The organism is Clostridium sartagoforme (genome assembly GCF_039521405.1).
GTDB lineage: Bacteria > Bacillota > Clostridia > Clostridiales > Clostridiaceae > Clostridium > Clostridium sartagoforme.
Map to the genome: position 1 here is coordinate 24,583 of NZ_BAAACH010000019.1, position 22,852 is coordinate 47,434.

The 22,852-nt window shown below is 26.3% G+C and carries 20 protein-coding genes; all 20 read left to right on the forward strand.

All coding sequences use genetic code 11. The features are described from left to right. Window positions 1-16: 16 nt before the first annotated feature. A complete protein-coding gene (locus ABDZ60_RS09130; RefSeq protein WP_047001716.1) occupies window positions 17-955 on the forward strand; it encodes an ABC transporter permease subunit in 939 nt (312 codons plus the stop codon). A gap of 20 nt (window positions 956-975) precedes the next feature. Further along, window positions 976-1,890, forward strand: a complete 915-nt coding sequence (gene rbsB / locus ABDZ60_RS09135; protein ID WP_047001715.1) for a ribose ABC transporter substrate-binding protein RbsB — start codon at window positions 976-978, stop codon at window positions 1,888-1,890. Window positions 1,891-1,963: 73 nt separating this feature from the next. Continuing rightward, window positions 1,964-2,968, forward strand: a complete 1,005-nt coding sequence (locus tag ABDZ60_RS09140) for a LacI family DNA-binding transcriptional regulator (protein WP_047001714.1) — start codon at window positions 1,964-1,966, stop codon at window positions 2,966-2,968. 17 nt (window positions 2,969-2,985) lie between these two features. Further along, window positions 2,986-3,798 carry a transketolase gene (locus ABDZ60_RS09145; RefSeq protein WP_047001713.1) on the forward strand — a complete coding sequence of 271 codons (813 nt, stop codon included), beginning with the start codon at window positions 2,986-2,988 and terminating at the stop codon, window positions 3,796-3,798. 12 nt (window positions 3,799-3,810) lie between these two features. Further along, the gene (locus ABDZ60_RS09150) at window positions 3,811-4,734 is read left to right on the forward strand and encodes a transketolase family protein (protein WP_047001712.1); all 924 of its coding nucleotides are present in this window, start codon (window positions 3,811-3,813) and stop codon (window positions 4,732-4,734) included. 217 nt (window positions 4,735-4,951) lie between these two features. Further along, on the forward strand, window positions 4,952-5,377 hold the full coding sequence (locus ABDZ60_RS09155) for a hypothetical protein (RefSeq protein ID WP_016208993.1): 426 nt from the start codon (window positions 4,952-4,954) through the stop codon (window positions 5,375-5,377). A 339-nt stretch (window positions 5,378-5,716) separates the two neighbouring features. Next, entirely contained in the window at window positions 5,717-7,474 is a 1,758-nt protein-coding gene (recQ, locus tag ABDZ60_RS09160; protein WP_047001711.1) for a DNA helicase RecQ, read from the forward strand. A gap of 227 nt (window positions 7,475-7,701) precedes the next feature. Further along, the gene (locus tag ABDZ60_RS09165; RefSeq protein WP_047001710.1) at window positions 7,702-8,268 is read left to right on the forward strand and encodes an accessory gene regulator ArgB-like protein; all 567 of its coding nucleotides are present in this window, start codon (window positions 7,702-7,704) and stop codon (window positions 8,266-8,268) included. 75 nt (window positions 8,269-8,343) lie between these two features. After that, window positions 8,344-8,472 carry a hypothetical protein gene (locus tag ABDZ60_RS09170; RefSeq protein ID WP_278245141.1) on the forward strand — a complete coding sequence of 43 codons (129 nt, stop codon included), beginning with the start codon at window positions 8,344-8,346 and terminating at the stop codon, window positions 8,470-8,472. Between the two features lie 77 nt (window positions 8,473-8,549). Beyond that, window positions 8,550-9,809, forward strand: coding sequence for a sensor histidine kinase (locus ABDZ60_RS09175; RefSeq protein WP_343777661.1), 1,260 nt, complete (start codon window positions 8,550-8,552; stop codon window positions 9,807-9,809). Between the two features lie 346 nt (window positions 9,810-10,155). Then, window positions 10,156-11,415, forward strand: coding sequence for a sensor histidine kinase (locus tag ABDZ60_RS09180; RefSeq protein ID WP_343777663.1), 1,260 nt, complete (start codon window positions 10,156-10,158; stop codon window positions 11,413-11,415). A gap of 312 nt (window positions 11,416-11,727) precedes the next feature. After that, window positions 11,728-14,760: a DEAD/DEAH box helicase gene (locus tag ABDZ60_RS09185; protein ID WP_343777665.1), complete on the forward strand. Its 3,033-nt coding sequence runs from the start codon at window positions 11,728-11,730 to the stop codon at window positions 14,758-14,760. Window positions 14,761-14,803: 43 nt separating this feature from the next. After that, window positions 14,804-15,433, forward strand: coding sequence for a DUF488 domain-containing protein (locus tag ABDZ60_RS09190; protein WP_343777667.1), 630 nt, complete (start codon window positions 14,804-14,806; stop codon window positions 15,431-15,433). Between the two features lie 109 nt (window positions 15,434-15,542). After that, window positions 15,543-16,073: a 2'-5' RNA ligase family protein gene (locus ABDZ60_RS09195; protein WP_343777669.1), complete on the forward strand. Its 531-nt coding sequence runs from the start codon at window positions 15,543-15,545 to the stop codon at window positions 16,071-16,073. Between the two features lie 261 nt (window positions 16,074-16,334). Further along, a complete protein-coding gene (locus tag ABDZ60_RS09200) occupies window positions 16,335-17,822 on the forward strand; it encodes a sodium-dependent transporter (protein WP_047000277.1) in 1,488 nt (495 codons plus the stop codon). Window positions 17,823-17,843: 21 nt separating this feature from the next. Further along, on the forward strand, window positions 17,844-17,957 hold the full coding sequence (locus ABDZ60_RS09205) for a MetS family NSS transporter small subunit (RefSeq protein ID WP_016208984.1): 114 nt from the start codon (window positions 17,844-17,846) through the stop codon (window positions 17,955-17,957). A gap of 160 nt (window positions 17,958-18,117) precedes the next feature. Continuing rightward, window positions 18,118-19,038, forward strand: a complete 921-nt coding sequence (locus ABDZ60_RS09210; protein ID WP_016208983.1) for a LacI family DNA-binding transcriptional regulator — start codon at window positions 18,118-18,120, stop codon at window positions 19,036-19,038. 343 nt (window positions 19,039-19,381) lie between these two features. After that, window positions 19,382-20,719, forward strand: coding sequence for a carbohydrate ABC transporter permease (locus ABDZ60_RS09215; protein ID WP_016208982.1), 1,338 nt, complete (start codon window positions 19,382-19,384; stop codon window positions 20,717-20,719). A 10-nt stretch (window positions 20,720-20,729) separates the two neighbouring features. Beyond that, the gene (locus ABDZ60_RS09220; protein WP_016208981.1) at window positions 20,730-21,551 is read left to right on the forward strand and encodes a sugar ABC transporter permease; all 822 of its coding nucleotides are present in this window, start codon (window positions 20,730-20,732) and stop codon (window positions 21,549-21,551) included. Window positions 21,552-21,568: 17 nt separating this feature from the next. Then, complete coding sequence (locus ABDZ60_RS09225) at window positions 21,569-22,846, forward strand: sugar ABC transporter substrate-binding protein (RefSeq protein ID WP_016208980.1); 1,278 nt, start codon at window positions 21,569-21,571, stop codon at window positions 22,844-22,846. Window positions 22,847-22,852 lie beyond the last annotated feature (6 nt).

Here is a 22,852-nt window from a genome sequence, read left to right on the forward strand (position 1 = left end):
TCGGGAGGATAAAATTATGAATATTAATATAAAAGAGACTGTATCTAAATATAAATCACTTATAGGCTTAGTATTACTATGTGTAATAATCACATTTGTTACACCAGCATTTTTAACAATATCAAATATTACAAATGTTTTTACACAAGTTTCAGTTAATGCAATAATTGCAGTAGGTATGACTTTTGTAATTTTAACTGGTGGAATAGATTTGTCAGTTGGTTCAACTTTAGCAATTAGTGGAGCATTATCAGCATCAATAATAAAATCAACAGGAAGTGTTACACTTGCAGTAATAGTTGCAGCATTAGTTGGTATAGCAATAGGGTTAGTAAATGGGCTATTGATTTCAAAAGGTAAGTTACAAGCATTTATAGCAACGCTTGCAACAATGACAGTATTTAGAGGTGCAACTTTAGTCTTTACAAATGGAACTCCAATCTCAAAGTTAGCAGAGAAGTTTGTCAATATAGGTAATGGAAAATTAGGATTTATACCAATTCCAGTTATAATTACTGTAATAGTTTCCATAATAGCAATTTATGTATTATCACAAACAAGATTTGGAAGATATCTTTATGCTCTAGGTGGAAATGAGGACTCAGCTAGATTATCAGGCATAAATACAGATAAAATTAAGACTTTAGTATATGTAGTTTCAGGCTTTGCATCAGCAATTGCAGGTGTAATTATAACTAGCAGAATAGGATCAGCATCACCTAACGCAGGAACAGGATTTGAATTAGATGCAATAGCAGCAGTAGTTATTGGTGGTACATCACTTTCAGGTGGAGAAGGAAAAATAACAGGAACTCTAATAGGTGCTCTTATCATAGGAGTTCTAAATAATGGATTAAACTTAATGAATGTATCACCATTTTATCAATCAATAGTAAAAGGATTAGTTATTTTAATAGCTGTATTATTAGATAAAAAGAGCAGAAAGAAAGCATAATTGAAATAGGAGGAGATAACATGAAAGGTATAAAAAAGATATTAGCATTTTCTCTAGCAGCCATAATTTCAATGAGTTTCTTTATAGGATGCTCAAAAAGAAATAGTGACAAAAAAGTTGGAATAGTTTTATCAACTTTAAATAATCCTTTCTTTGTTAGCATGAAAGAAGGAGCAGAAAAGGAAGCAGAAAAGCTAGGATTTGAATTAATAGTTTTAGATTCACAAAATGATCCAGCAAAAGAAAGGGCAAATGTAGAAGATTTAATACAACTTGGTGTAGTAGCCTTGCTAATAAACCCAACAGATAGTGATGCAGTTGTTAAATCAGTAGAAGTTGCAAATGAAGCAAATATACCAGTAATAACCTTAGATAGACAATCAAATGGCGGAGAAGTTACAAGTCATATTGCTTCAGATAATATAAAGGGCGGAGCCATGGCAGCAGAATTCGTTTTAGAAAAAATAGGTACTGAATCTACTATAAATGTAGTTGAACTTCAAGGCATTCCAGGTGCCTCAGCAACTAGAGATAGAGGAGCAGGATTTCATAGTATTTTAGATGATAAATCAAATATTAAATTTGTTTCAAGTCAAGCAGCAGATTTTGACAGACAAAAAGGTCTTTCAGTTATGGAAAATATAATACAGGGTAATGATGATATTCAAGTGGTGTTTGCACATAATGATGAAATGGCACTTGGAGCAGCAAAAGCAATAGGAACAAGTAATATAAATGCTATGGTCATTGGATTTGATGGGAATGATGATGCTTTAGATGCTGTTGAAAAGGGTGAAATGATTGCAACAGTTGCACAACAACCAGATCTAATTGGAGCATTAGGAGTAGAGCTTGCTTCTAAGATATATAATGGAGAATCAGTAGATAAAGAAATAGCAGCAGATTTAAAAATTATAAGTAATCAAAATTATTAGCAAAATTGTCAAATAAATATTAATAAATTATGATATAATTCTATATGTAAAATTGCAATAAGGAGTGGAATTTATGAGGAAGATAACACTTCTAGACATAGCAAAATATGCAAATGTATCTAGAACTACAGCATCAATGGTATTAAATAATAAAGATATAAGTGTTTCAGAAGAAACAAGAAATAGAATTTTAGAAGCAGCAAAGGAATTTAACTATATACCAAATTCATTTGCAAGAGGGTTAAGTACCAAAAAAAGTTATACCATAGGTTTTGTTATTCCAGATATAGAAAATCCATTCTTTGCAGAAATGGCAAAAGCTATAGAGATAGAAGCTGAAAAGGAAGGTTATAGCATTATCTTATGTAATACTTTTAATAGCGGAAAAAGAGAAGAGGAATACATAAGGTTATTAATAAGTAAGTTAGTAGATGGGGTAATACTTGTAGCAAGTAGTAAGCAAAATAATTCAATTAATATGTTAAAGGCTAATGAAGTTCCATTTGTAATTGTTGACAGGCATATAGATGATATAGAAGAAGATATCAATGGTGTTTTTTGTGACAATGAACAGGGGATAAAAATAGGTTTAGACTATTTAATAAAAAAGGAATGTAAAAATATAGCCTTCATTGGTTCTAATAAAAATGAAATTATATCTAATTCAAGGCTTGGTTACTTTTGTAAAATAGCTAGTAAATATAATATTTTTAATCAAGAGTTAATAGAGGAAGATGAAATTTCATTAGAAGGTGGAATCAAAGCAACAGAAAGATTAATAGATAGGAATCAAAAAATAGATGCAATATTTTATAGTAGTGATGTAATGGCTATAGGTGGAATTAAATTTCTAATAAGAAAAGGTTTTAATATACCAAAAGACATAAATATATTAGGATATGATAATATTGGGATTTGTTCCTTTATAGAACCAGAATTGACAAGTGTTGCACAACCTATTTATAATATGGGAAAAGAAGCTTTTGCTCTATTAATGGATATTGCAAAAAACAATAATAACACAAAAAAAGTTATAAATTTGAAACCTTATTTAGTTGAGAGAAAAACAGTAAAATAGATTGGGTGGTGTAAGTTATGAATAAAGAAAACTTAATTTCTGTATCAAAGAATGTTAGAAAAAATATAATTGAAATGCTTTATGAATCAAAGTCAGGGCATCCAGGAGGATCATTATCTTGTGCTGATATATTAACATATTTATATTATGAAAAAATGAATATAAATGTTAGTAGTCCTAAATGGGAGGAAAGAGATAGATTTGTTTTAAGTAAAGGGCATGCGGCTCCAGCGCTTTATTCAGTATTAACTGAAAAGGGATTTTTCCCTAAGGAAGAGTTAAAGACATTAAGAAAAACAGGTGGATTACTTCAAGGACATCCAGATTCTAAACATGTTCCTGGGGTTGATGTATCAACAGGTTCACTTGGTCAAGGAATATCTAATGCTGTAGGAATGGCATTGGGATTAAAAGCTCAAAAAAGTAATTCAAAGGTATATGTAATACTAGGAGATGGAGAGCTTCAAGAAGGTTTAGTTTGGGAAGCTTCTATGGCAGCAGCTCATTATAAATTAGATAATTTAGTTGCAATAGTTGATTTTAATGGATTGCAAATTGATGGGAAAAATGAAGAAGTAATGGGAATAAATCCTTTAGATGAAAAGTTTAGTGGTTTTGGATTTAATGTAATTAAATGTGATGGACATGATTTTGATTCAATAGATGAAGCATTTAAGAAAGCTGAAGAAGTTAAAGGAAAGCCAAGTGTAATAATAGCTAAGACTGTAAAAGGTAAAGGTGTTAGCTTTATGGAAAATCAAGCAGGATGGCATGGACAAGCACCTAACAAAGAGCAAACAGAACAAGCTATAATGGAAATTACTAAATAGGAGGTATTTATAATGGGAAAAGCAACAAGAGAATCATATGGCATGGCATTAGTAGAATTAGGAAAAGAAAATGAAAAAGTTGTAGTACTTGATGCAGACCTTTCTAAGTCTACAAAAACATGTGATTTTAAGAATATGTTTAAGGATAGATTTTTCAATGCTGGTATTGCAGAACAAAATTTGATGGGAATGGCAGCAGGTTTTGCTAATGTTGGTAATATACCATTTGCTAGTACCTTTGCAGTATTTGCTACAGGTAGAGCATTTGAAGTTATAAGAAACTCAATATGTTATCCAAAGATGAATGTTAAAATAGCTGCAACTCATGCAGGAATAACAGTTGGGGAAGATGGTGGTTCACATCAATCTGTTGAAGATATTGCACTTATGAGTGCACTTCCAAATATGACTGTAATAGTACCAGCTGATCATAGAGAAGCTATGCAAGCTACAAAAGCAGCAGCTAACTTTGAAGGTCCAGTATATTTAAGATTCGGAAGATGTAATACAGAAGATATATTTGATGATAATTATAAATTTGAAATAGGAAAAGGTGTAACTCTTAGAGATGGAAATGATGTAGCTATAATTGCAACTGGAATGATGGTTCAAAAAGCAATCGAGGCATCTGATAAGCTAAAAGAAGAAGGAATAAATGCAAGAGTTATAAATATATCTACTATTAAACCAATAGATAGAGAATTAATAATTAAAGCTGCAAAAGAAACTAAAGGAATAGTTACAGCAGAAGAACATTCCATAATAGGTGGACTTGGAGCAACTGTTTCTCAAGTTGTAACAAGTAGTGAACCAACAAAAGTAAAATCTATAGGAATAAAAGATACTTTTGGTGAATCAGGAACTCCTGATGAATTAATGAAAAAATATGGTTTAACAAGTGATGAAATTATAAAGGCTGTAAAAGAAATATTATAAACAAAAAAATACCTATGGTTGCATAGGTATTTTTTTATATAGATTCTTATTATAAATATTATATCTTAAAAATCTGACTTAAAAATAATGTTATAAATATATGAACTTCTTTTAGTTGTCAATAAAAATATATAATAAATTTTATATAATACAATTTCAAAATTTGCAATATTATGATAAATTATAATTATAGGAATTATTTAGGGGGACAATCGTAATGAATGTTATAATATATAGACTAGTTTTAAATTACTTAAATACGAAAGTAACAAATAATCTAAAAGATGAATTTATAAATGCATCTCTACATTTTAATATAAATAATGATATTTATAAAAAATATTCACCAGTACAAATTGAATATATGATTAGCAAAATATCATCAGATGAAATAATAGACTACGTTGAATTATGTTCTGTTTACGGCTATATATTATATAGAGCAATAGAGCAAAATGAACTTAATGATGAAGAAAGAATAGAAGGTCTTCAAATAGTTTTAGAAATAAGTAATTCCATAACTAGTTATTTAAGAAATTTGATAGGAGAAAATGAACTTTTCGATAAACTATTAAATGTAACAGAAAAACTTAATTTGACAAAAGATCAAAATGAAAAAATAATTAAAATGTTAAATCAATAAATGTAATATTTTGCGAAGTAAAATTTCTAGTTCGCAGTTCATATGGCACAGTTCACAGTTGTTCTCATTTTATAGGTAACAGGGAACAGGTATCAGGTAACAAACGTAAACATAATCAAAAATAAGATGGAATTTATTTTAAAATAAATTAAGATTATATATTTAGTCAGTATTTCGTTTAAAAATCTACCATCTTATACTTGTTACTTTATCCAAGAAAATGTGAATTGTAAATTGTTAACTGTGCACTGAATAAATTGCTTCGCAATTTTTTTTTATTGCTGTTTTAAGAAGTGAAAAATATGGTAGAATCTTAAGGAGAAAGGAGTGATTAACATTATGAATAAAGCAATGGAGATTTTAGAAAAATATTTTGGATATAACTCCTTTAGAGAAGGCCAAAATGAGATAATATCGAATATTTTAAGAGGAAGGGATAGCCTTTGCATTATGCCAACAGGTGGAGGTAAGTCAATTTGTTATCAGATTCCTGCTTTAATTTTTAATGGAATTACTTTAGTTATATCTCCTTTAATATCATTAATGAAGGATCAGGTTGATTCAATTAATGATATAGGAATAAAGGCTGAATATATAAATAGTACTCAAAGTTTAGATGAAATAAAGGAAATATTAAAGAAATGTTATGATGGAGACGTCAAACTTTTGTATATAGCCCCGGAAAGATTAGAAAATGAATATTTCAATAAAATGTTAAGAAAACTTTGGATAAGTCAAATTGCAATAGATGAAGCGCATTGTGTTTCAATGTGGGGACATGATTTTAGGAAAAGTTATAGGTATATAGCTCCTTTTATAAAAAGTTTAAATGTAAGACCAGTAGTTACTGCATTTACGGCAACGGCAACAAGTGAAGTCAGAAAAGATATTTTAGAACTTTTAGAATTTATTAATCCATATATATATTTAGGAAGCTTTGATAGAGAAAATTTATTAATATGTGTGCATAAAGAAGAAGATAAAGCAGAGTTTGTAAAAGATTATGTACGGGATCATGAAGAAAGCTCAGGAATAGTTTATTGTGCAACAAGAAAAGAAGTTGATGCTTTATATTATTATCTAAGGGAAAGAGGAATAGAAGCAGCAAAGTATCATGGTGGATTAAAAGATGAAGAAAAAAGTTATTATCAAGAAGAGTTTTTAAAAGATAATTTTAATGTAATGATTGCTACCAATGCATTTGGAATGGGGATTGATAAATCTAATGTAAGATATATAATACATTTTACATTATGCAAAAATCTTGAATCTTATTATCAAGAAATAGGTAGGGGTGGTAGAGATGGAGAAAAAACAGAGTGCCATCTTTTGTACAATAGAGAAGATATAAGAACATTAGAATATTTAATATATACCACAGCTGGAGATACAAGAAAAGAAATTGAAATAAGAAAACTTCAAAATATGGTTGATTTCTGTGAGTATGATAAATGTTATAGGAATTTAATTTTAAACTATTTTGGAGATAAAAAGGTAAGACCATACTGTAATAACTGCAGCAATTGTTTAAATAATGAAGAACTTAGAGATTTTACAGTAGAATCTCAAATGATTTTATCATGTGTCTATAGGACAAGAGAAATGTATGGAATTTCTGTATTAGTTGATATTTTAAGAGGATTTAAAGGCCCTAAAATTATTCAAAATAAGTTAGATAATTTAAGTACATATGGGATAATGAAAGAGTATAGTAGCAAATTTATAAGAGATTTAATTAAGACATTGTTGGATTTAGAATATGTAAATTTAAAGGAAGGTACATACTCAATGTTAAAATTAAATCCTAAATCGATAAGAGTACTAAAATCAAAAGAAAAAGTAATTTGTAAGTTAAGCGAAGATATTGAAGAAAAAATGGAAAATAAGGAATTGTTTAATAAGTTAAGATTATGGAGGAAAGAAAAGGCAAATACGCTAGGAATCAAACCATATATTATATTTTCAGATTCTACTCTTATTGAGCTTACTAATAAAATTCCGAAAAACAAGGAAGAATTACTTAATATTAGAGGCATGGGAGAAAAGAAATTTGAAAAATACGGGGAAGAAGTACTTAGAGTAATTCACAGTTTATAGAGTAAGGGCATAACAAAGTGACAGGTATCAGGGAACAGGTAGCATGTAACAGAAAAATTATAGATTAAGGTGATGTTATATAAAGAAGTTTATATAACATCTTATTTTTTGGAACTAATACAAAAATACCCACTAAATGCAGTGAAAAATGTAGAATCATAAACAAATAAGTGATATAATAAGAAATATAATATTAAATAAAATATAACAAATAAAAAAGGGGTTTTATGGTAGAAAAGCTAATATATAGGTTTGTAGATGATTTAGGAAAGTATAATAATTATAATAATGACCAAATAGAACAAGCTAAGTATGCTTTAAAGATTCTTGTATATGAAATTATAAAATTTTCACTAATAATTTTTATATTTTCTTTATTAGGATATTTTAAGGAAAGCTTACTTATAATATTTATAATGTCAATTACAAAGCCATTTATAGGTGGATATCATGAAGACACTCAAATAAAATGTTTTATTGCTACGTTAATAGTAGTTGCAATAATAATAGTTTTATTTGAAACTAATAAGTTAAATTTAATTGGTTGCATTATATTAAATTTAGTAAGTATATTTTCTATCTATAATAAGGCACCAATAATAGATAATAGAATGCCAATAACAAGAGAAGATCTTATTAAAAAGAATAGGAAGATAGGAATTATAAATTCTTTAGCATTAATTTTAGTATCAATTATTATTTTTAAAGTTACATGGGCTTCTCAAATAATAGTTTGGACAATTTTAGTACAAGCTATATTAATGTTTAATAAATATCAAGGGAAACCTATCTAGAATGGTGTACTATTAGTTTGGACAATAAAGAGATTTACAGTATTTAAAATATGATAAAAATAGGGAGGTGGAACAATGAAAATAAAGAAGTATTTAGGATCATTTACATTATTATTAGCAGCAATGTTAATAAACATAGGTCCATCATCATTAGCAGGAATAGGGGCAGAAGAAATGCCGGAAGCAATTAAAAAATTAAGATAGGGGACGTTAATCTGTATAAGCAATATGCTATACGATATAAAGAGAAGCAACTAAAAAGTAGATAGGGGACCCTAGATATGTACACTGGTTTTTTTGATATTATTAATAGTATTATCCAATGTTCAATGTTTATAATAACAATAAATTATTGCATTGATCATAAATATAAAAAAAATAAAATACAAATTATTGCATTAATAGCAATAATATCATTAGTAATAATAATAATTACTTCAGCTATGGGAAACTATAGTTTATCAATAATAATATTGCATATAATATCGCTTATGTTAGCAATTTTACCTTATTATAAAGATAAACTAACAGCAACTATTGGATTTAGTATAATATATTTTATAATTTGCATAATTTCAATAGTAAGTTTTATTATATTTTCTTTATTTACAAGTATTATAAGTATAGATAATAAGTATATAAGCTTAGTAATGATATTAATTATGTATTTACCATCATATATTATTTCATATCTTATTATGAGGAATATGAAATTTATATATAAGGTGTATTTAATGATTAAATCAAGAACCTCATCAATAATTGCTTTTATAATAATAACAATAGTATGTGATTTTATAATATCTTTTTCATATATTGTGAATGGTACAGATAATCCTATTTTTATGGAAGTAATATTTGTATTACTAGGTATATTTATTATTTCAGTTACTTGGTATTTTGCAATTGTAAATAAAAAGTCAAATGAAATATATAATTTGAATAAAGAATTAGAAAAGAAGATTAATGAATTAAAAAAAATAAAGCATGATTATGGCTCTCAAATTTCATATTTATATGGAGCATACCTTATGAAAAATTATGATAAGTTAGGCGAGCTCTTTAAAAGTGTAATAGAAGGGAATAATATTTCAACACAAGTTAAGGTTTTAAGTTATGAAAATTCTCTCATATCTAGAATAGTTAATTCTATTGATTTAAATGATATAGATATTTTAATAGATGAAAAAGCTAAATTAGAAGATACAAAAATAAATGAAATTGATTTACAAAGAATAGTTTCTAATATATTAAGAAATTCTGTTGAAGCATTAAATGGAAAAGGATTGCTAATGATTAAAAGCTTCTATAACTATAATAATATAGTTGTGAGTATTCAAAATAATGGACCTAAAATTGATAAAAATAATATTGATAAAATTTTTGAACAAGGATTCTCAACTAAGGAAAACAAATATAGAGAAAATGGTTTTGGTTTATACATAGTAAAAGAATTGATTGATAAATATAATGGTAATATATATGTAAAGAGTAATGAAGATTTAACTGAATTCATTATAAATTTACCTTTAAATCTTTAACTTATATATAAATTAAAATAATATAAGCCTATGGAGTGGATATAAAAATCTAATCTATAGGCTTATATTATTTTATATATTTAATATGATAAAAGTTAAATTAATCTAGATACAAAAGAAAAGGTTTTCAAAAAATAAATCACTTATGATGACTTTTGATTAAAAATAAAATTGAATTAAAAATTTACGAAAAAGAAGATTAAATAATTAAATAATAAGTAAAAAACATAGCATATTATACGGAAATATTGTATAATTTAATAAGTTAACAATAAAATATAATTATGAAATAAAACAATAAAATAAATTCAATCAATTAAAAAATTTAGATAGGGGAATATAGGATATGTACACTGGTTTTTTTGACATTATTAATAGTATTCTTCAATGTACTATGTTCATTATGACGATAAATTATTGCATTGATGAAAAATATAAGAAAAGTAAAATACAAACCTTTTCATTAATAGGGGGCATATCTTTAGTAATAATATTAATTACTTCTATTATGGGAAATTATAGTTTAGCAATTATAATAATGCATATAGTATCATTAGTTTTGGCGGTTCTTCCCTATTACAAGGATAAGCTATCAGCCACTATTGGATTTAGTATAATATATTTTATAATTTGTATAAACTCAATAGTTAGTAATATTATAATTAACTTCGTTAGTAATGTAATAACTATTGATAGCACTAATATAAATTTATTACTGATATTAGTTGTTTATATCCCTTCATATATTATTTCATATTTTGTTTTGAGTAATATGAAATTTATGTATAAAGTCTTTTTAACGATTAAATCAAGAATTTCATCTATAATTACTTTTATAATAATAACAATAATACTTGATTTTATAATATCTTTATCATTTATTATTAATGGAAAAGACAATCCAATATTTGAAGAAATAGTATTTTTACTATTAGGTGGATTTATTATTTTAGTTACTTGGTATTTTGCAAGTGTAAATAAGAAGTCTAGTGAAATATATAATTTAAACACGGAATTAGAAAATAAGATTAATGAATTGAAAAAAATAAAACATGATTATGGTTCTCAGATTTCATATTTATATGGAGCATATCTAATGAAAAATTATGATAAGTTAGGAGAATTATTTAAAAGCGTAATAGAGGGAAATAATATTTCAACACAAGTTAAAGTTGTAAGTGATGAAAATTCTCTTATATCTAGAATAGTTAATTCTATTAATTTCATAGATATAGATATTTTAATAGATGAAAAAGCTAAATTAGAAGATACAAATATAGATGAAATGGATCTACAAAGAATTATTTCTAATATATTAAGAAATTCTATAGAAGCTTTAAATGGAAGAGGTTTGTTAATGATTAAAAGCTTTTATAACTATAATCATATAGTTATAAGCATACAAAATAATGGTCCTCAAATAGATAAGGATATAATTGATAAAATTTTTCATCAAGGATTTTCAACTAAAGAAAATAAACATAAAGAAAATGGGTTTGGTTTATATATAGTAAAAGAATTAGTTAATAAGCATAATGGAAATATACAAGTAAAAAGTGAAGAAACATTAACTGAATTTATTATAAAATTACCGTTACATATTTAAATATAAAATATAGATATACTTAAATATATTAGGCATCTAAAAATGAGAGAAGTTGTACAAGCTTCTCTCATTTTTATGTGAATTATTAAAATAAAATTTAATGTATTATAATGATCTCTATTTAATAAATATCAATATTAAGATTTACCTTGATAAAATATATTATAAAGTAAGAAATATAGACTTTAATAAAAGTACACCAAATAACAAAGCTATTTTATTAAGTAAAGGTTATAATATAGGAAGAAAAAATAAATGAAGTAATATAAAATAATATATAATATTAAGTAAGCTTAAAAGGGAGGGATGTATATGAGCATAAAGGCTATGATGAAATCACTGTTAAAGTTAAGTTCTAGTATTTCAAAGAATAGCGGAATAGCTTTATTTAAGAATGGGTTAGTATCTAAGGTTGTAAGTAAAAAGATAAATGATACTTATCATATATATGGAAGAGTTTTGGGAAATAAGAATGAATATAATACTCATATAAAGTTTGATTTAAATAATAATGTAATGGATGTTAAATGCAGCTGTAGTCAATTTGAAGAAAACAGCAAGCAAACAAAGTATTATATTTGCAGCCATTTAGTAGCTACTATATATAAGTTTTATTATGCGGCATTAAATAACAAAGAAAAAGAAGGCCATAATAAAGCAAAATCTGAAATTAATAATAAAATATTAAAATTAGATATAAAGATAAAGCAAGTTAAGATAAATAAAAATGAAGAATATCATTTAGAGCTTAGATCGGGAGAAGAAAATACAATTGCAGTAGAATCATTAGGTAAATTTTTATTTGATGAAAATAATAAGTTTAACAAGAGTAATACTGTAATAATAGATTTTTTAAAAGCGAAATTTAAAGAAGGTAAAAGTAGAATTGTAAATGCTAGAAGCTTTATATTATATAAAGATGAACTTAGGAGTTTTTTAGAACTAATAGATAATGATAAAAATATAGTTTTAACTTATGATTATATGAACTATAACTCAGTTATTTATAAAGAAGATATTCCTTTAATTTTTACTTTAAAGAAAAAAGGTGAAGCTTTAATATTAAAATCTCAAAAGAAGAGTATAATACCTATTGATGACAAAAAAGAGGCTTGGATATATGATAAGAAAATATATTTGCCTACAAAAAAGCAATTAAAATATTATAAAGCAATATATGATAAATTGGATGGAAAAGATAGTTTGATTTATAAAAATACAGAAAGTAATTTAAAGAAATTATTGTTTATAGTAGGTGAAATTTCAAAGGACATAATTATAGATGAAACTGTAAAAAATGAAATAAATAAAGTTAATACTCCAAGATTTTATATAGAAAAAGAAAATGACAATATATATTGCAGCATTGATATAAACTATGCTAATAGTTTAAATGGATTAAAAGATAGTAGGGCAAAAGAAAAAATAGAAATGGAGCTTGAAAGATATAAGTTTATAAAACATAAAGATAAGTTTATATTTATAGGGAATGATGAGGATAAATATATATTATTAAGTGAAGGGATAGATAATTTAAGTAAAATTGGAGATGTAACTTTATCTAATGAGTTTAGTGAAATAAAGCTTATAAAATCTAATGATATAATAAGTAAAATAGAAGAAATAGATGATTATTATAATTTTGGTTATAAGATAGATAAAGTAGATTATAGTGAAATAGCGTATATAATGGAAAGAATAAAAAGTGGAAGTTCTTTTTATAAAACAAAAGAAAATAACTTTTTAGATTTAAAGGACACGGAAGTAGTTGAATTTTTTAAAACTATAGAAGAGCTAAATTTATTTAATAATGTATATAAAGAAGAAATATATGTTGATAAATTTAGCCTAATACATTTAGACAGTAAAATAAGAAATAAAAGCATCCCATTTATAACTGGAGAAGAAAAAATAAAAGAACTAGTAAATAAATTAAATAATAAAGAAGAAAACTATGCTGTTCCAAAAGATTTAAATGGCAACCTTAGAGAATATCAAATTAAAGGATATAATTGGCTGAAGTCAATAGAAAACTTAGGCTTTGGTGGAATATTAGCTGATGATATGGGGCTTGGTAAAACTATTCAAACAATAACTTTACTACTTTCAAATAAGAATAAAAAGAGTTTAATAATAACGCCAACTTCTGTAGTATATAATTGGAAAAGTGAATTTGAAAAATTTGCAGATACTCTAAAAGTAGGAGTAATTCATGGAAGTGTTAGTGAAAGAAAGAAAGTTAAAGAAAATTATAAAGAATATGATGTACTTCTAACTACCTATGGAACTTTAAGAAGTGATTTTAAGTGGTATGAAGAGAAAAGATTTGATTTTTGTATAATAGATGAAGCACAAAATATTAAAAATAAAAAGTCTAAAATCACAGAGTTAGTTAAATCTATAAAAGCAAATTGTAAACTAGCTTTAACTGGAACGCCAATAGAAAATAATTTACTAGAATTATGGTCAATATTTGATTTTATAACTCCAGGATATTTGTATAATGAAGAAAAATTTAAATATAAGTTTTTAAATGGAGATGACAAAAGTTTAAAAGAACTTAAAGAACTTATTTCTCCATTTGTATTAAGAAGATTAAAAGAAGATGTATTAGATGAATTACCAGATAAAATAGAAAAAGAATACTTAATACCAATGACTTTTAGTCAAAAGCAAATTTATAATTCATATATGAAAGATATTAAAAAGAAACTTAAGGAAAATAAAAAGATTAAAGATAATAAAATAGTTATTTTATCTTATCTTACAAAATTACGTCAGCTTTGTTTAGATCCATCTTTATTAATAGATGATTTTAAAGAAGAAAGTGCAAAGATAAAAGCAGTTAAAGAAATAATACAAGAAACTATAGATTCAAATAAAAAAGTAATTATATTTTCGCAATTTACATCTGTATTAAAGAATATTGGAAATAAATTAAAAGAGGATAATATTAGTTATTTATATTTAGATGGAAGTATTAAAGCAAAAGAAAGAATAAATTTAGTTAATGAATTTAATAATAGAGATAAAAATATATTCTTAATTTCTTTAAAAGCTGGTGGAGTTGGATTAAATTTAACTTCAGCTAGTGTTGTAGTCCATTTTGATCCTTGGTGGAATCCAGCAGTTCAAGATCAAGCCACAGATAGAGCTCATAGACTTGGACAAAAAAATATAGTTGAAGTAATAAAACTTATATCTAAAGATACTATTGAAGAAAAAATAATAAAGCTACAAGAAGAAAAGAAAGAATTGATAAGCAAAATAATAGATGGAGATACCTTAACTGGAGAAACTTTAAATACAATAACAGAGGAAGAACTACTAAAACTATTTACCTAATTATAAAATGAGAATTAAATATAATGATATGAGGTGAGTTTTAATGGATATATATACAATAGGACATTCAAATTATACAGTTGAAAAATTAATAGATATGTTAAGATATTATGATATTGATACTGTTGTTGATATTAGAGGAACACCTTATTCAAAGTATAATGTTCAATTTGATAAGGAAACTATAAAGTATACTTTAACTAAAGCTGGATTTGTATATATTTATATGGCTAAGGAACTTGCAGCAAAGAGGCTTAATAAAATCTCTTACAATGAAGAGGGATATTCTGATTTTGAAAAAGTTATTCATGAAGAAGATTTTATTAAAGGGATTGAAAGGCTAAAGGATGGTTGTAATAAGGGCTATAGAATTGCCTTAATGGGGGCTATGCAAGATCCTATAAGATGTCATAGAAGTATATTAGTTGGAAGAGCTTTACAAGAATATGGATTTAACGTAAAACATATTTTAGATGATTATTCTATAAAAGATCAAGAATATATTGATGAAAGATTGCTTGATAAATATTTTCCAGAGAGATTACAAATAACTATAGAGGCTTTATTAGGTAATGAAATGAGTAGGGAAGAAATGATAAATAAGGGCTATAGAATGGCTAATAAAGAAATTGGGTATAGAATTGAATGTTTACCTATAGAGAAAAAACATTAATATAAAATAGGATATCCATTAAATTAAAAAAATCAAATTCTTTAAAAACATAGTTAAGCAATAATTAACTATGTTTTTAAAGAATTTTTGTGAAAGGAAATTTATCTTTATGAGATATGTTATAGTTTGCGTTGTAAAGGGAGAAGCTGGTAACTTTAATGATGAAATGAGAAAAGATATCTTTGAGAAATTTAAAGCCAAATCATCGAAGCTTCCTGTGCATTTTACAATTAAAGCACCATTTGAATATGATAAAAGTATAAAAGATTTAGAAGATGCCTTATATAAGTTTAGTAAAAAAGAAAAAAAAGCAGAGTTTAAAATGAACAAGTATAATCATTTTGATGATAGAGTCATTTATATGAATGTTAATATGTCTAATGAAGGTAAAGTTCTTCATGATAAATTAATAGATGTTTTAAATGATTTTGACTATATTGAGTTTAATAAAAAAGATGGAAAAGATAAAATTCTTCATGTTACATTAACTTCAAAGAAAGTTCCACCAATATATAACCAGGTATGGGAATATGTAAATAAATATTCATTTAACTTTAATTGTTACTTTGATAATATAAGTATATTTAAATGGGTAGATAATAACTGGAAGTTACATAAGGAGTTTCTTATAGAAAATTAGAAATTTGAAAATAAACAAATATGAGTAATATTAAAAGTAATCATCTTATTAAATTATGAGATGATTATTTTTTACATCTTTTATGACATGTATTTTAAAAAAGTAGCAATTATGTATAGATAAAAATGATAAAATGATATATTTGTCAAATATAGCATAATATTTTAATAATTAATTATTGATTTTATTGATAATTTGATATATTATATATTTAAATATTAATAAGTTACGTAAGTTATGACTTTATAAGGGAGCGATTTTATGGAAGAAAATAGAGAACAATGGGGATCAAAATTAGGATTTATAATTGCTGCAATAGGTTCAGCAGTAGGGTTAGGAAATATTTGGAGATTTCCATATATAGCATATTCTAACGGAGGAGGAGCATTTTTAATACCATATTTCTTTGCAATATTTACAGCTGGTATTCCGTTATTAATATTAGAATATGGATTAGGACATAAGTTTAAGGGTTCAACACCACTTGCAATTGCTAAAGTAAATAAAAAGTGGGAATGGCTTGGATGGTGGCCAACTATAAATGCATTTATAATATTAACATATTACTCTATGATTTTAAGTTGGGCAGTAAATTATCTAAGATTTAGTTTAACTAAAGCATGGGGAAGTGATACAAATACATTTTTTCATGTTGATTTTATAAAATTAACAGAATCACCATTTAAATTTAGTGGAGTTATTTTACCAATACTAATAGGAATAGCTGTAATTTGGTTTATAAACTGGATTATATGCTATAAAGGAATAAAGGGTGGAATAGAAAAAGCTAATAAAATTCTTTTGCCAGCATTAGTAGTAATAATGATAATAATAGCAATAAGATCTGTAAATTTAGAAGGAGCTACAGAAGGCTTAAATACTTTATTTACACCAGATTGGTCAAAAGTTATGGAGCCCAAGGTATGGATTGCTGCTTATGGACAAGTATTCTTTTCTCTTAGTTTAGCAATGGGAATAATGATGACTTATTCTAGCTATTTACCAGAGAAAACAGATATAAATAATAGTGCATTTATGACTGCTTTTGCCAATTGTGGATTTGAATTTTTATCAGCTATAGCAGTATTTTCTATATTAGGATTTATGGCAACATCAAAAGGAGTACCTATAAATGAAGTTGTATCAAGTGGAGTTGGTCTTGCATTTGTAGTATTTCCAGCAGTATTTACGGAAATGGGAACACTTGGAGTTATTTTAGGCGTATTATTCTTCTTATGTTTATTATTTGCAGGAATAACATCTTCAGTTTCTCTTATAGAAGCGGTATCTGCGCCATTTATAGATAAATTTGGATGGGCAAGAAATAAAGTTGTTGCAGTTATATGTACAATAGGATTCTTAATTGGAATATTATATTCAACAGGAGCAGGGTTATATTTATTAGATATAATAGATAACTTTATAAATAACTATGGAATAGTTGTAGTTGGCTTATTAGAAGTAATATTGATAGGCTGGATATCTAGTCCTGACACAGTTAGAAATCATACAAATGAAATTTCATACTTTAGAATAGGTAAGTGGTGGAATATTTGTGTAAAATTCGTAACACCAGCTATACTAGTATTTATGTTAGTACAAAGTATCCTTACAGAAGTAAAAACACCTTATGGAGGATATGAGTTATCGGCACTATTAGCATATGGTTGGAGTATAATCGGCTTTGGAATAATTTTAGCATTAATAATAAGTAAAAGACATTGGAAGAGTAAGAATGTAGTAGAGTAATTGAAAAAAGGAGGATTTATAATGACTGGAATAGCAACTTCATTTTTTGCATTAGGTGCAATTGTTCTATGGGGAGGATTAGCATTAACTCTTGGAATAACAATGTATAATGAAAGAAAAGAAAAATATTTATAAATAAAATTAGAGGTATAGAAATATGCCTCTTTTATATTTTATATAATATTCATCACAATAGATATAATCATATATAAGCAATATAAGGTGTAAAAATTGACAGCAAATATTTACTAATGCTATACTTAAGCCCATAAGCAAGTAGAATAGAGGTGGTTACATGTCTACAAAAAGAGTTACTATGAAAGATATAGCTATGGAAGCTGGAGTTTCAACTGCTACTGTTTCATATGTATTAAATTATTCAAGTAAGGAAAATATAAGTCATGAAACTAGGATGCGTATATTTGAAGCTGCCAATAAACTTAAATACGTTCCAAATATGAATGCAAAATCTTTAGCTAGTAAGAGAAGCTATATGGTTGGAATAATAATTAACATGGAAGCAAAAAACAAAAAAAGTAAATTGTATCAGTATTATGATTTATCAAGGGAAATACAAAGAAAATTAAATACTTTAGGATATGATGTACTTTTATTGCCTACAAAAGAAATGACAAAAGATGTAACAATAGGACAAAAGCGATCTCTTGATGCAGTATTTATAGTAGACTTAGATAAGGAAAGATTTAAGGAAATTGCTAATCAATTTTATGTGCCTGCAATTTTTATAGATGGGTATATAGAAGACGATATTTTTTGTAAGATTCTAACTGATTTTGATGAAGTTTTAGATATGGCAGAGGAATACTTAGGCAAAGAATATTATGTTATTATGGATGATTATTCAAATAAAAGAATTTTAAATACTGTATTAAATAGGATATCTATGAAAGATATATTTATTAATAAATATGAAGATAATTTAAAAGAGTTCTTAAAAGAACGGAAAGACAAAAAAGGCTTAGTTATTGGAGAAGTATTAGGTATGCAGGTAGAAAATTATATAGATAATAAAAATATTTGCGTAGTTGTAAATTCTGAAAGAGACATTATGTTATTATCAGATACTAAAGTAATTACTGTAAGTAATAAAGAAAAGGCAGAAAAAGCTATAGAAGTCATGGAAAAATTATTGAGACTTGAAAGTACAAAAAACATTAATCATGTTTCATATATAAAACCATTAAAAAATAAATAAAATATTTAAGAAAATTGTACAAATAAACAAAAGTGCAATTTTCTTTTTTTATTAATATAAAATTTTAAGTAATTAACAAAAAAATATTATATCTAATTAGAACTATAATTGCTAAGCTTTAGCCTTTTCAAATTTACTTAACAAAAAAAGTTAAGTAAGTTAAATTTTAATCACATAATATGGGAATTGTTTAAATTTCTGAAATTGTTTAAATAGAGAAAAATCAATTGATATTACTAATTAATAAGGCTATAATTTCAATAGGTTAAACGCATAAGTAATAATAAAAATTAACTTAACAAAAGATGCTTTTGATTAGATTATAGTGGAAAGGAAGATTAGGATGAAAAGAAAAAAGTCATTAATCTTATCAGTTTTTCTCTGGGGGAGTGGTCAATTTTTCATTTGTAAACAAAGATTAAAAGGACTTATTATTTTTGCATTACAAATATTAATGATAACCATTGAGTTATTTAGTGGATATTGGCTTGAGTATTTTATGGGTCATGTAAATGATTTCTCAATTAGGCTTCATGGTGGTTTTTTTGTAAAGGGATTTTGGGGAATAGTTACATTAGGGGAAAAGGTAGGAGGAAAGTATGGGGATCATTCTACCATGCTATTAATCAATGGTGTGATAGCTATATTTACTTTAAGTCTATTTGTAGCTATTTATATATTTAACATTAGAGATGCATATATAACAGGTAAAAAAATTGATGAAACAGGAGAATATGTAACTTCAAAGGAATATTTCAGCAAAGTTAAAAATAGAAATTTTCCTTATATGTTACTAATACCTATAGGAATCGCATTCTTATTTGTAGTCATTATGCCAATAATATTTTCAGTATTAACAGCATTTCTAAATTATAATAGAGACCATTTACCACCAGGAAAGCTATTAGATTGGGTTGGGATCTCTAATTTCAAAAAATTATTTACAGTTCCTATTTGGTCGAAAACTTTCATTAAAGTATTACTTTGGACAATTATTTGGACTCTCGTAAGTACATTATCATCATATTTTATGGGAATGTTACAAGCAATATTTTTAAATCATAAATCAGTAAAATTTAAAAGATTTTTTAGAACAATTTTAATATTACCTTGGGCAATTCCTCAAATGATATCACTTTTAGTATTTAGAAATCTTTTAAATGGACAATTTGGACCACTAAATAGTTTGTTATTAAATTTAGGAATTATTTCAGAGAATATTCCATTTTTATCTGATCCTTATATGGCTAAAGTTACTGTATTAGTAGTTAATCTATGGCTTGGCTTTCCAATGTTTATGGTTATGATGCTTGGTGTATTTTCAAACTTAGATCAAAGTCTTTATGAAGCGGCTTATATTGATGGAGCAGGAAAGTTTCAAGCTTTTAAGAAAATAACCTTACCATTAGTATTTCGTGCTACAATTCCAAACTTGATCATGAGTATGGCAGCTAATTTTAATTCATTTGGTGCAATTTATTTCCTTACTCAAGGGGGTCCTATAAATGAAAAAATGCAGTTTGCAGGTGATACAGATATTTTGATTTCTTGGATATACAAATTAACATTAAATCAGCAAATGTATGATATTGCAGCTGTTATGAGCGTTTTACTATTTATTATTATAGGTACTGTCTCTTATTGGAACTTTAGGAGAACTGTATCCTTCAAGGAATTATAGGAGGAATATTATGAAAAAGAAGATAACAGGAATTTTAGTGAATTTAGAGCTTATTGTTATGTCTTTAGTTGTAATTGTACCAGTTTTATGGATTATATTATCTTCATTTCAAAAAGGAAGTGGGCCATTAACAAAAATTAATTTTGCTAATTTAACTTTAGATAATTATAGAAGGCTCTTTGCAGAAACGAATTATGCGCTATGGTTCTTTAATACATTAAAAATTGCAGTTGCTAGTACAATATTTTCACTAATATTAATAATGCTAACCTCTTGGATTATGTCAAGGTTTAAATTTAAGGGCAAAAAAGCAAGTCTTATGACAATTATGATTATTTCTATGTTCCCAACATTTTTATCAATGACAGCTATATATACTTTATTTCTATTATTAGGGTTAGTAGGAAATCCAATTAGTATGATAATTGTATATTCGGTAGGGGCAATCCCTTATAATACATGGCTAGTAAAGGGATATTTAGATGGAGTCCCATTTGCAATAGATGAAGCAGCATATATTGATGGATGTACTAAATTCCAAGCTTTTTATAAAATAATACTTCCTATGTCTAAACCAATTATTACTTATTGCGCAGTATCTCAATTTATGCTTCCGTGGATGGACTTTATTTTGCCTAATATCTTACTATCTAGTGATAAATCTAAGACATTGGCAGTTGGATTATTTGCATTAATAAATGGAAAGGAGAGTATTAATTTCACAATTTTTGCAGCAGGAGCAATACTTATAGCTATACCAATTACGATAGTATTTATTATTTTTCAAAAATATTTGGTTCAAGGTGTTTCAGCAGGAGCTGATAAAAGTTAATTTGGAGGGGAATGAAAATGAAATTTAAAAAAATAATTAATTTACTTTTAGTATCATCAATGTTTATTAGTGTTATGGGTGGATGTGCTAAAAAAGAAATTCCAGTTGAAGATGATAATAAATCTAAGGAAACTAGTGATCTTACACCTGAAGAAGGAGCAGAAATTACCTTTTGGACACTATCTGGAGATGCTGAATTTGGAGGTGCTATAGCAGAAGCCTTCCAAGCAAAATATGGTGTAAAAGTTAATGTTCAAGAAAATGGTCTTGATTCCGTTAATAAAATGATGTTAGATGGACCAGCAGGGAATGGAGCTGATGTATTTATGGCAGCTCATGATAAATTTACAACAGCTAAGGATGCAGGCATTTTAGCAGAATTAGATGAAAAAGTTTCAAGCATTATAAAAGATGAAGTTAATGAAGTTGCTGTAAAGACAGTTACAGATGATGGAAAAGTTTATGGAGTGCCAGTATCTATTGAAACATATGCATTACTGTATAATAAAGATTTAGTTAAGGGGGAACCTGCTAAAACTATGGAGCAAATTGGAGAAGAAGCACTTAAATATAATGATGCTAGCTCAAATAAGTTTTGGTATTTAACAGTTCCAACAGATGGGTATCCTGCTTATCCTTTCTTAAGTTTATATGGTTTTGAGTTATTTGGATCTGATGGAAAGGATGGAGATAATCCAGGATTTAATACAACAGAATTTACAAAAGGGTTAGAAAAAATTGCAGAATTAAAAAAATATATACCAATTAAGTCAGAAGATTTAAAAATGGAGACAATGTCACTTCTTGAGCAAAATTTTAAAGATGGTAAAACAGCTTATTATCCAATAGGGCCATGGTTAATTAAATCATTAAAAAATGAGAATGTGAACTTTGGTGTTACAACACTACCTACTATGGATGGAAAACAAATGAAATCATTTAGTGCAGTTCAAAATGCATATGTTTCATCTTATTCAAAATATCCTAAAGCAGCAGAATTATTTGCTCTATTCTTAGCTTCAGATGAAGCAGCACAAATTCTATATGATAAATCATATAGAATTACTGCAAAAAATGATATATCAAATATAAAAGGATTAAAAGATGATGAAGAACTAAGAGTATATTCTGAAGCATTTAAAAGCTCTGTTCCTATGCCAAGTACAAAAAGAATATCATATTATTGGACAACAATGATAGGAGTATTAAATGCTGTATTTGATGGAACATTAACACCAGAAGAAGGAGCTAAAAAAGCACAAAGTGATTTTGAAGCATTAGTAGCAAGTGAATAATGAAAG

Excerpts from the sequence above, each read along its gene's own strand:
- ABDZ60_RS09130 (WP_047001716.1), top strand. The coding sequence starts at position 17 with ATGAATATTAATATAAAAGAGACTGTATCTAAATATAAATCACTTATA.
- rbsB (WP_047001715.1), top strand. The coding sequence starts at position 976 with ATGAAAGGTATAAAAAAGATATTAGCATTTTCTCTAGCAGCCATAATT.
- ABDZ60_RS09140 (WP_047001714.1), top strand. The coding sequence starts at position 1,964 with ATGAGGAAGATAACACTTCTAGACATAGCAAAATATGCAAATGTATCT.
- ABDZ60_RS09145 (WP_047001713.1), top strand. The coding sequence starts at position 2,986 with ATGAATAAAGAAAACTTAATTTCTGTATCAAAGAATGTTAGAAAAAAT.
- ABDZ60_RS09150 (WP_047001712.1), top strand. The coding sequence starts at position 3,811 with ATGGGAAAAGCAACAAGAGAATCATATGGCATGGCATTAGTAGAATTA.
- ABDZ60_RS09155 (WP_016208993.1), top strand. The coding sequence starts at position 4,952 with ATGAATGTTATAATATATAGACTAGTTTTAAATTACTTAAATACGAAA.
- recQ (WP_047001711.1), top strand. The coding sequence starts at position 5,717 with ATGAATAAAGCAATGGAGATTTTAGAAAAATATTTTGGATATAACTCC.
- ABDZ60_RS09165 (WP_047001710.1), top strand. The coding sequence starts at position 7,702 with ATGGTAGAAAAGCTAATATATAGGTTTGTAGATGATTTAGGAAAGTAT.
- ABDZ60_RS09170 (WP_278245141.1), top strand. The coding sequence starts at position 8,344 with ATGAAAATAAAGAAGTATTTAGGATCATTTACATTATTATTAGCAGCA.
- ABDZ60_RS09175 (WP_343777661.1), top strand. The coding sequence starts at position 8,550 with ATGTACACTGGTTTTTTTGATATTATTAATAGTATTATCCAATGTTCA.
- ABDZ60_RS09180 (WP_343777663.1), top strand. The coding sequence starts at position 10,156 with ATGTACACTGGTTTTTTTGACATTATTAATAGTATTCTTCAATGTACT.
- ABDZ60_RS09185 (WP_343777665.1), top strand. The coding sequence starts at position 11,728 with ATGAGCATAAAGGCTATGATGAAATCACTGTTAAAGTTAAGTTCTAGT.
- ABDZ60_RS09190 (WP_343777667.1), top strand. The coding sequence starts at position 14,804 with ATGGATATATATACAATAGGACATTCAAATTATACAGTTGAAAAATTA.
- ABDZ60_RS09195 (WP_343777669.1), top strand. The coding sequence starts at position 15,543 with ATGAGATATGTTATAGTTTGCGTTGTAAAGGGAGAAGCTGGTAACTTT.
- ABDZ60_RS09200 (WP_047000277.1), top strand. The coding sequence starts at position 16,335 with ATGGAAGAAAATAGAGAACAATGGGGATCAAAATTAGGATTTATAATT.
- ABDZ60_RS09205 (WP_016208984.1), top strand. The coding sequence starts at position 17,844 with ATGACTGGAATAGCAACTTCATTTTTTGCATTAGGTGCAATTGTTCTA.
- ABDZ60_RS09210 (WP_016208983.1), top strand. The coding sequence starts at position 18,118 with ATGTCTACAAAAAGAGTTACTATGAAAGATATAGCTATGGAAGCTGGA.
- ABDZ60_RS09215 (WP_016208982.1), top strand. The coding sequence starts at position 19,382 with ATGAAAAGAAAAAAGTCATTAATCTTATCAGTTTTTCTCTGGGGGAGT.
- ABDZ60_RS09220 (WP_016208981.1), top strand. The coding sequence starts at position 20,730 with ATGAAAAAGAAGATAACAGGAATTTTAGTGAATTTAGAGCTTATTGTT.
- ABDZ60_RS09225 (WP_016208980.1), top strand. The coding sequence starts at position 21,569 with ATGAAATTTAAAAAAATAATTAATTTACTTTTAGTATCATCAATGTTT.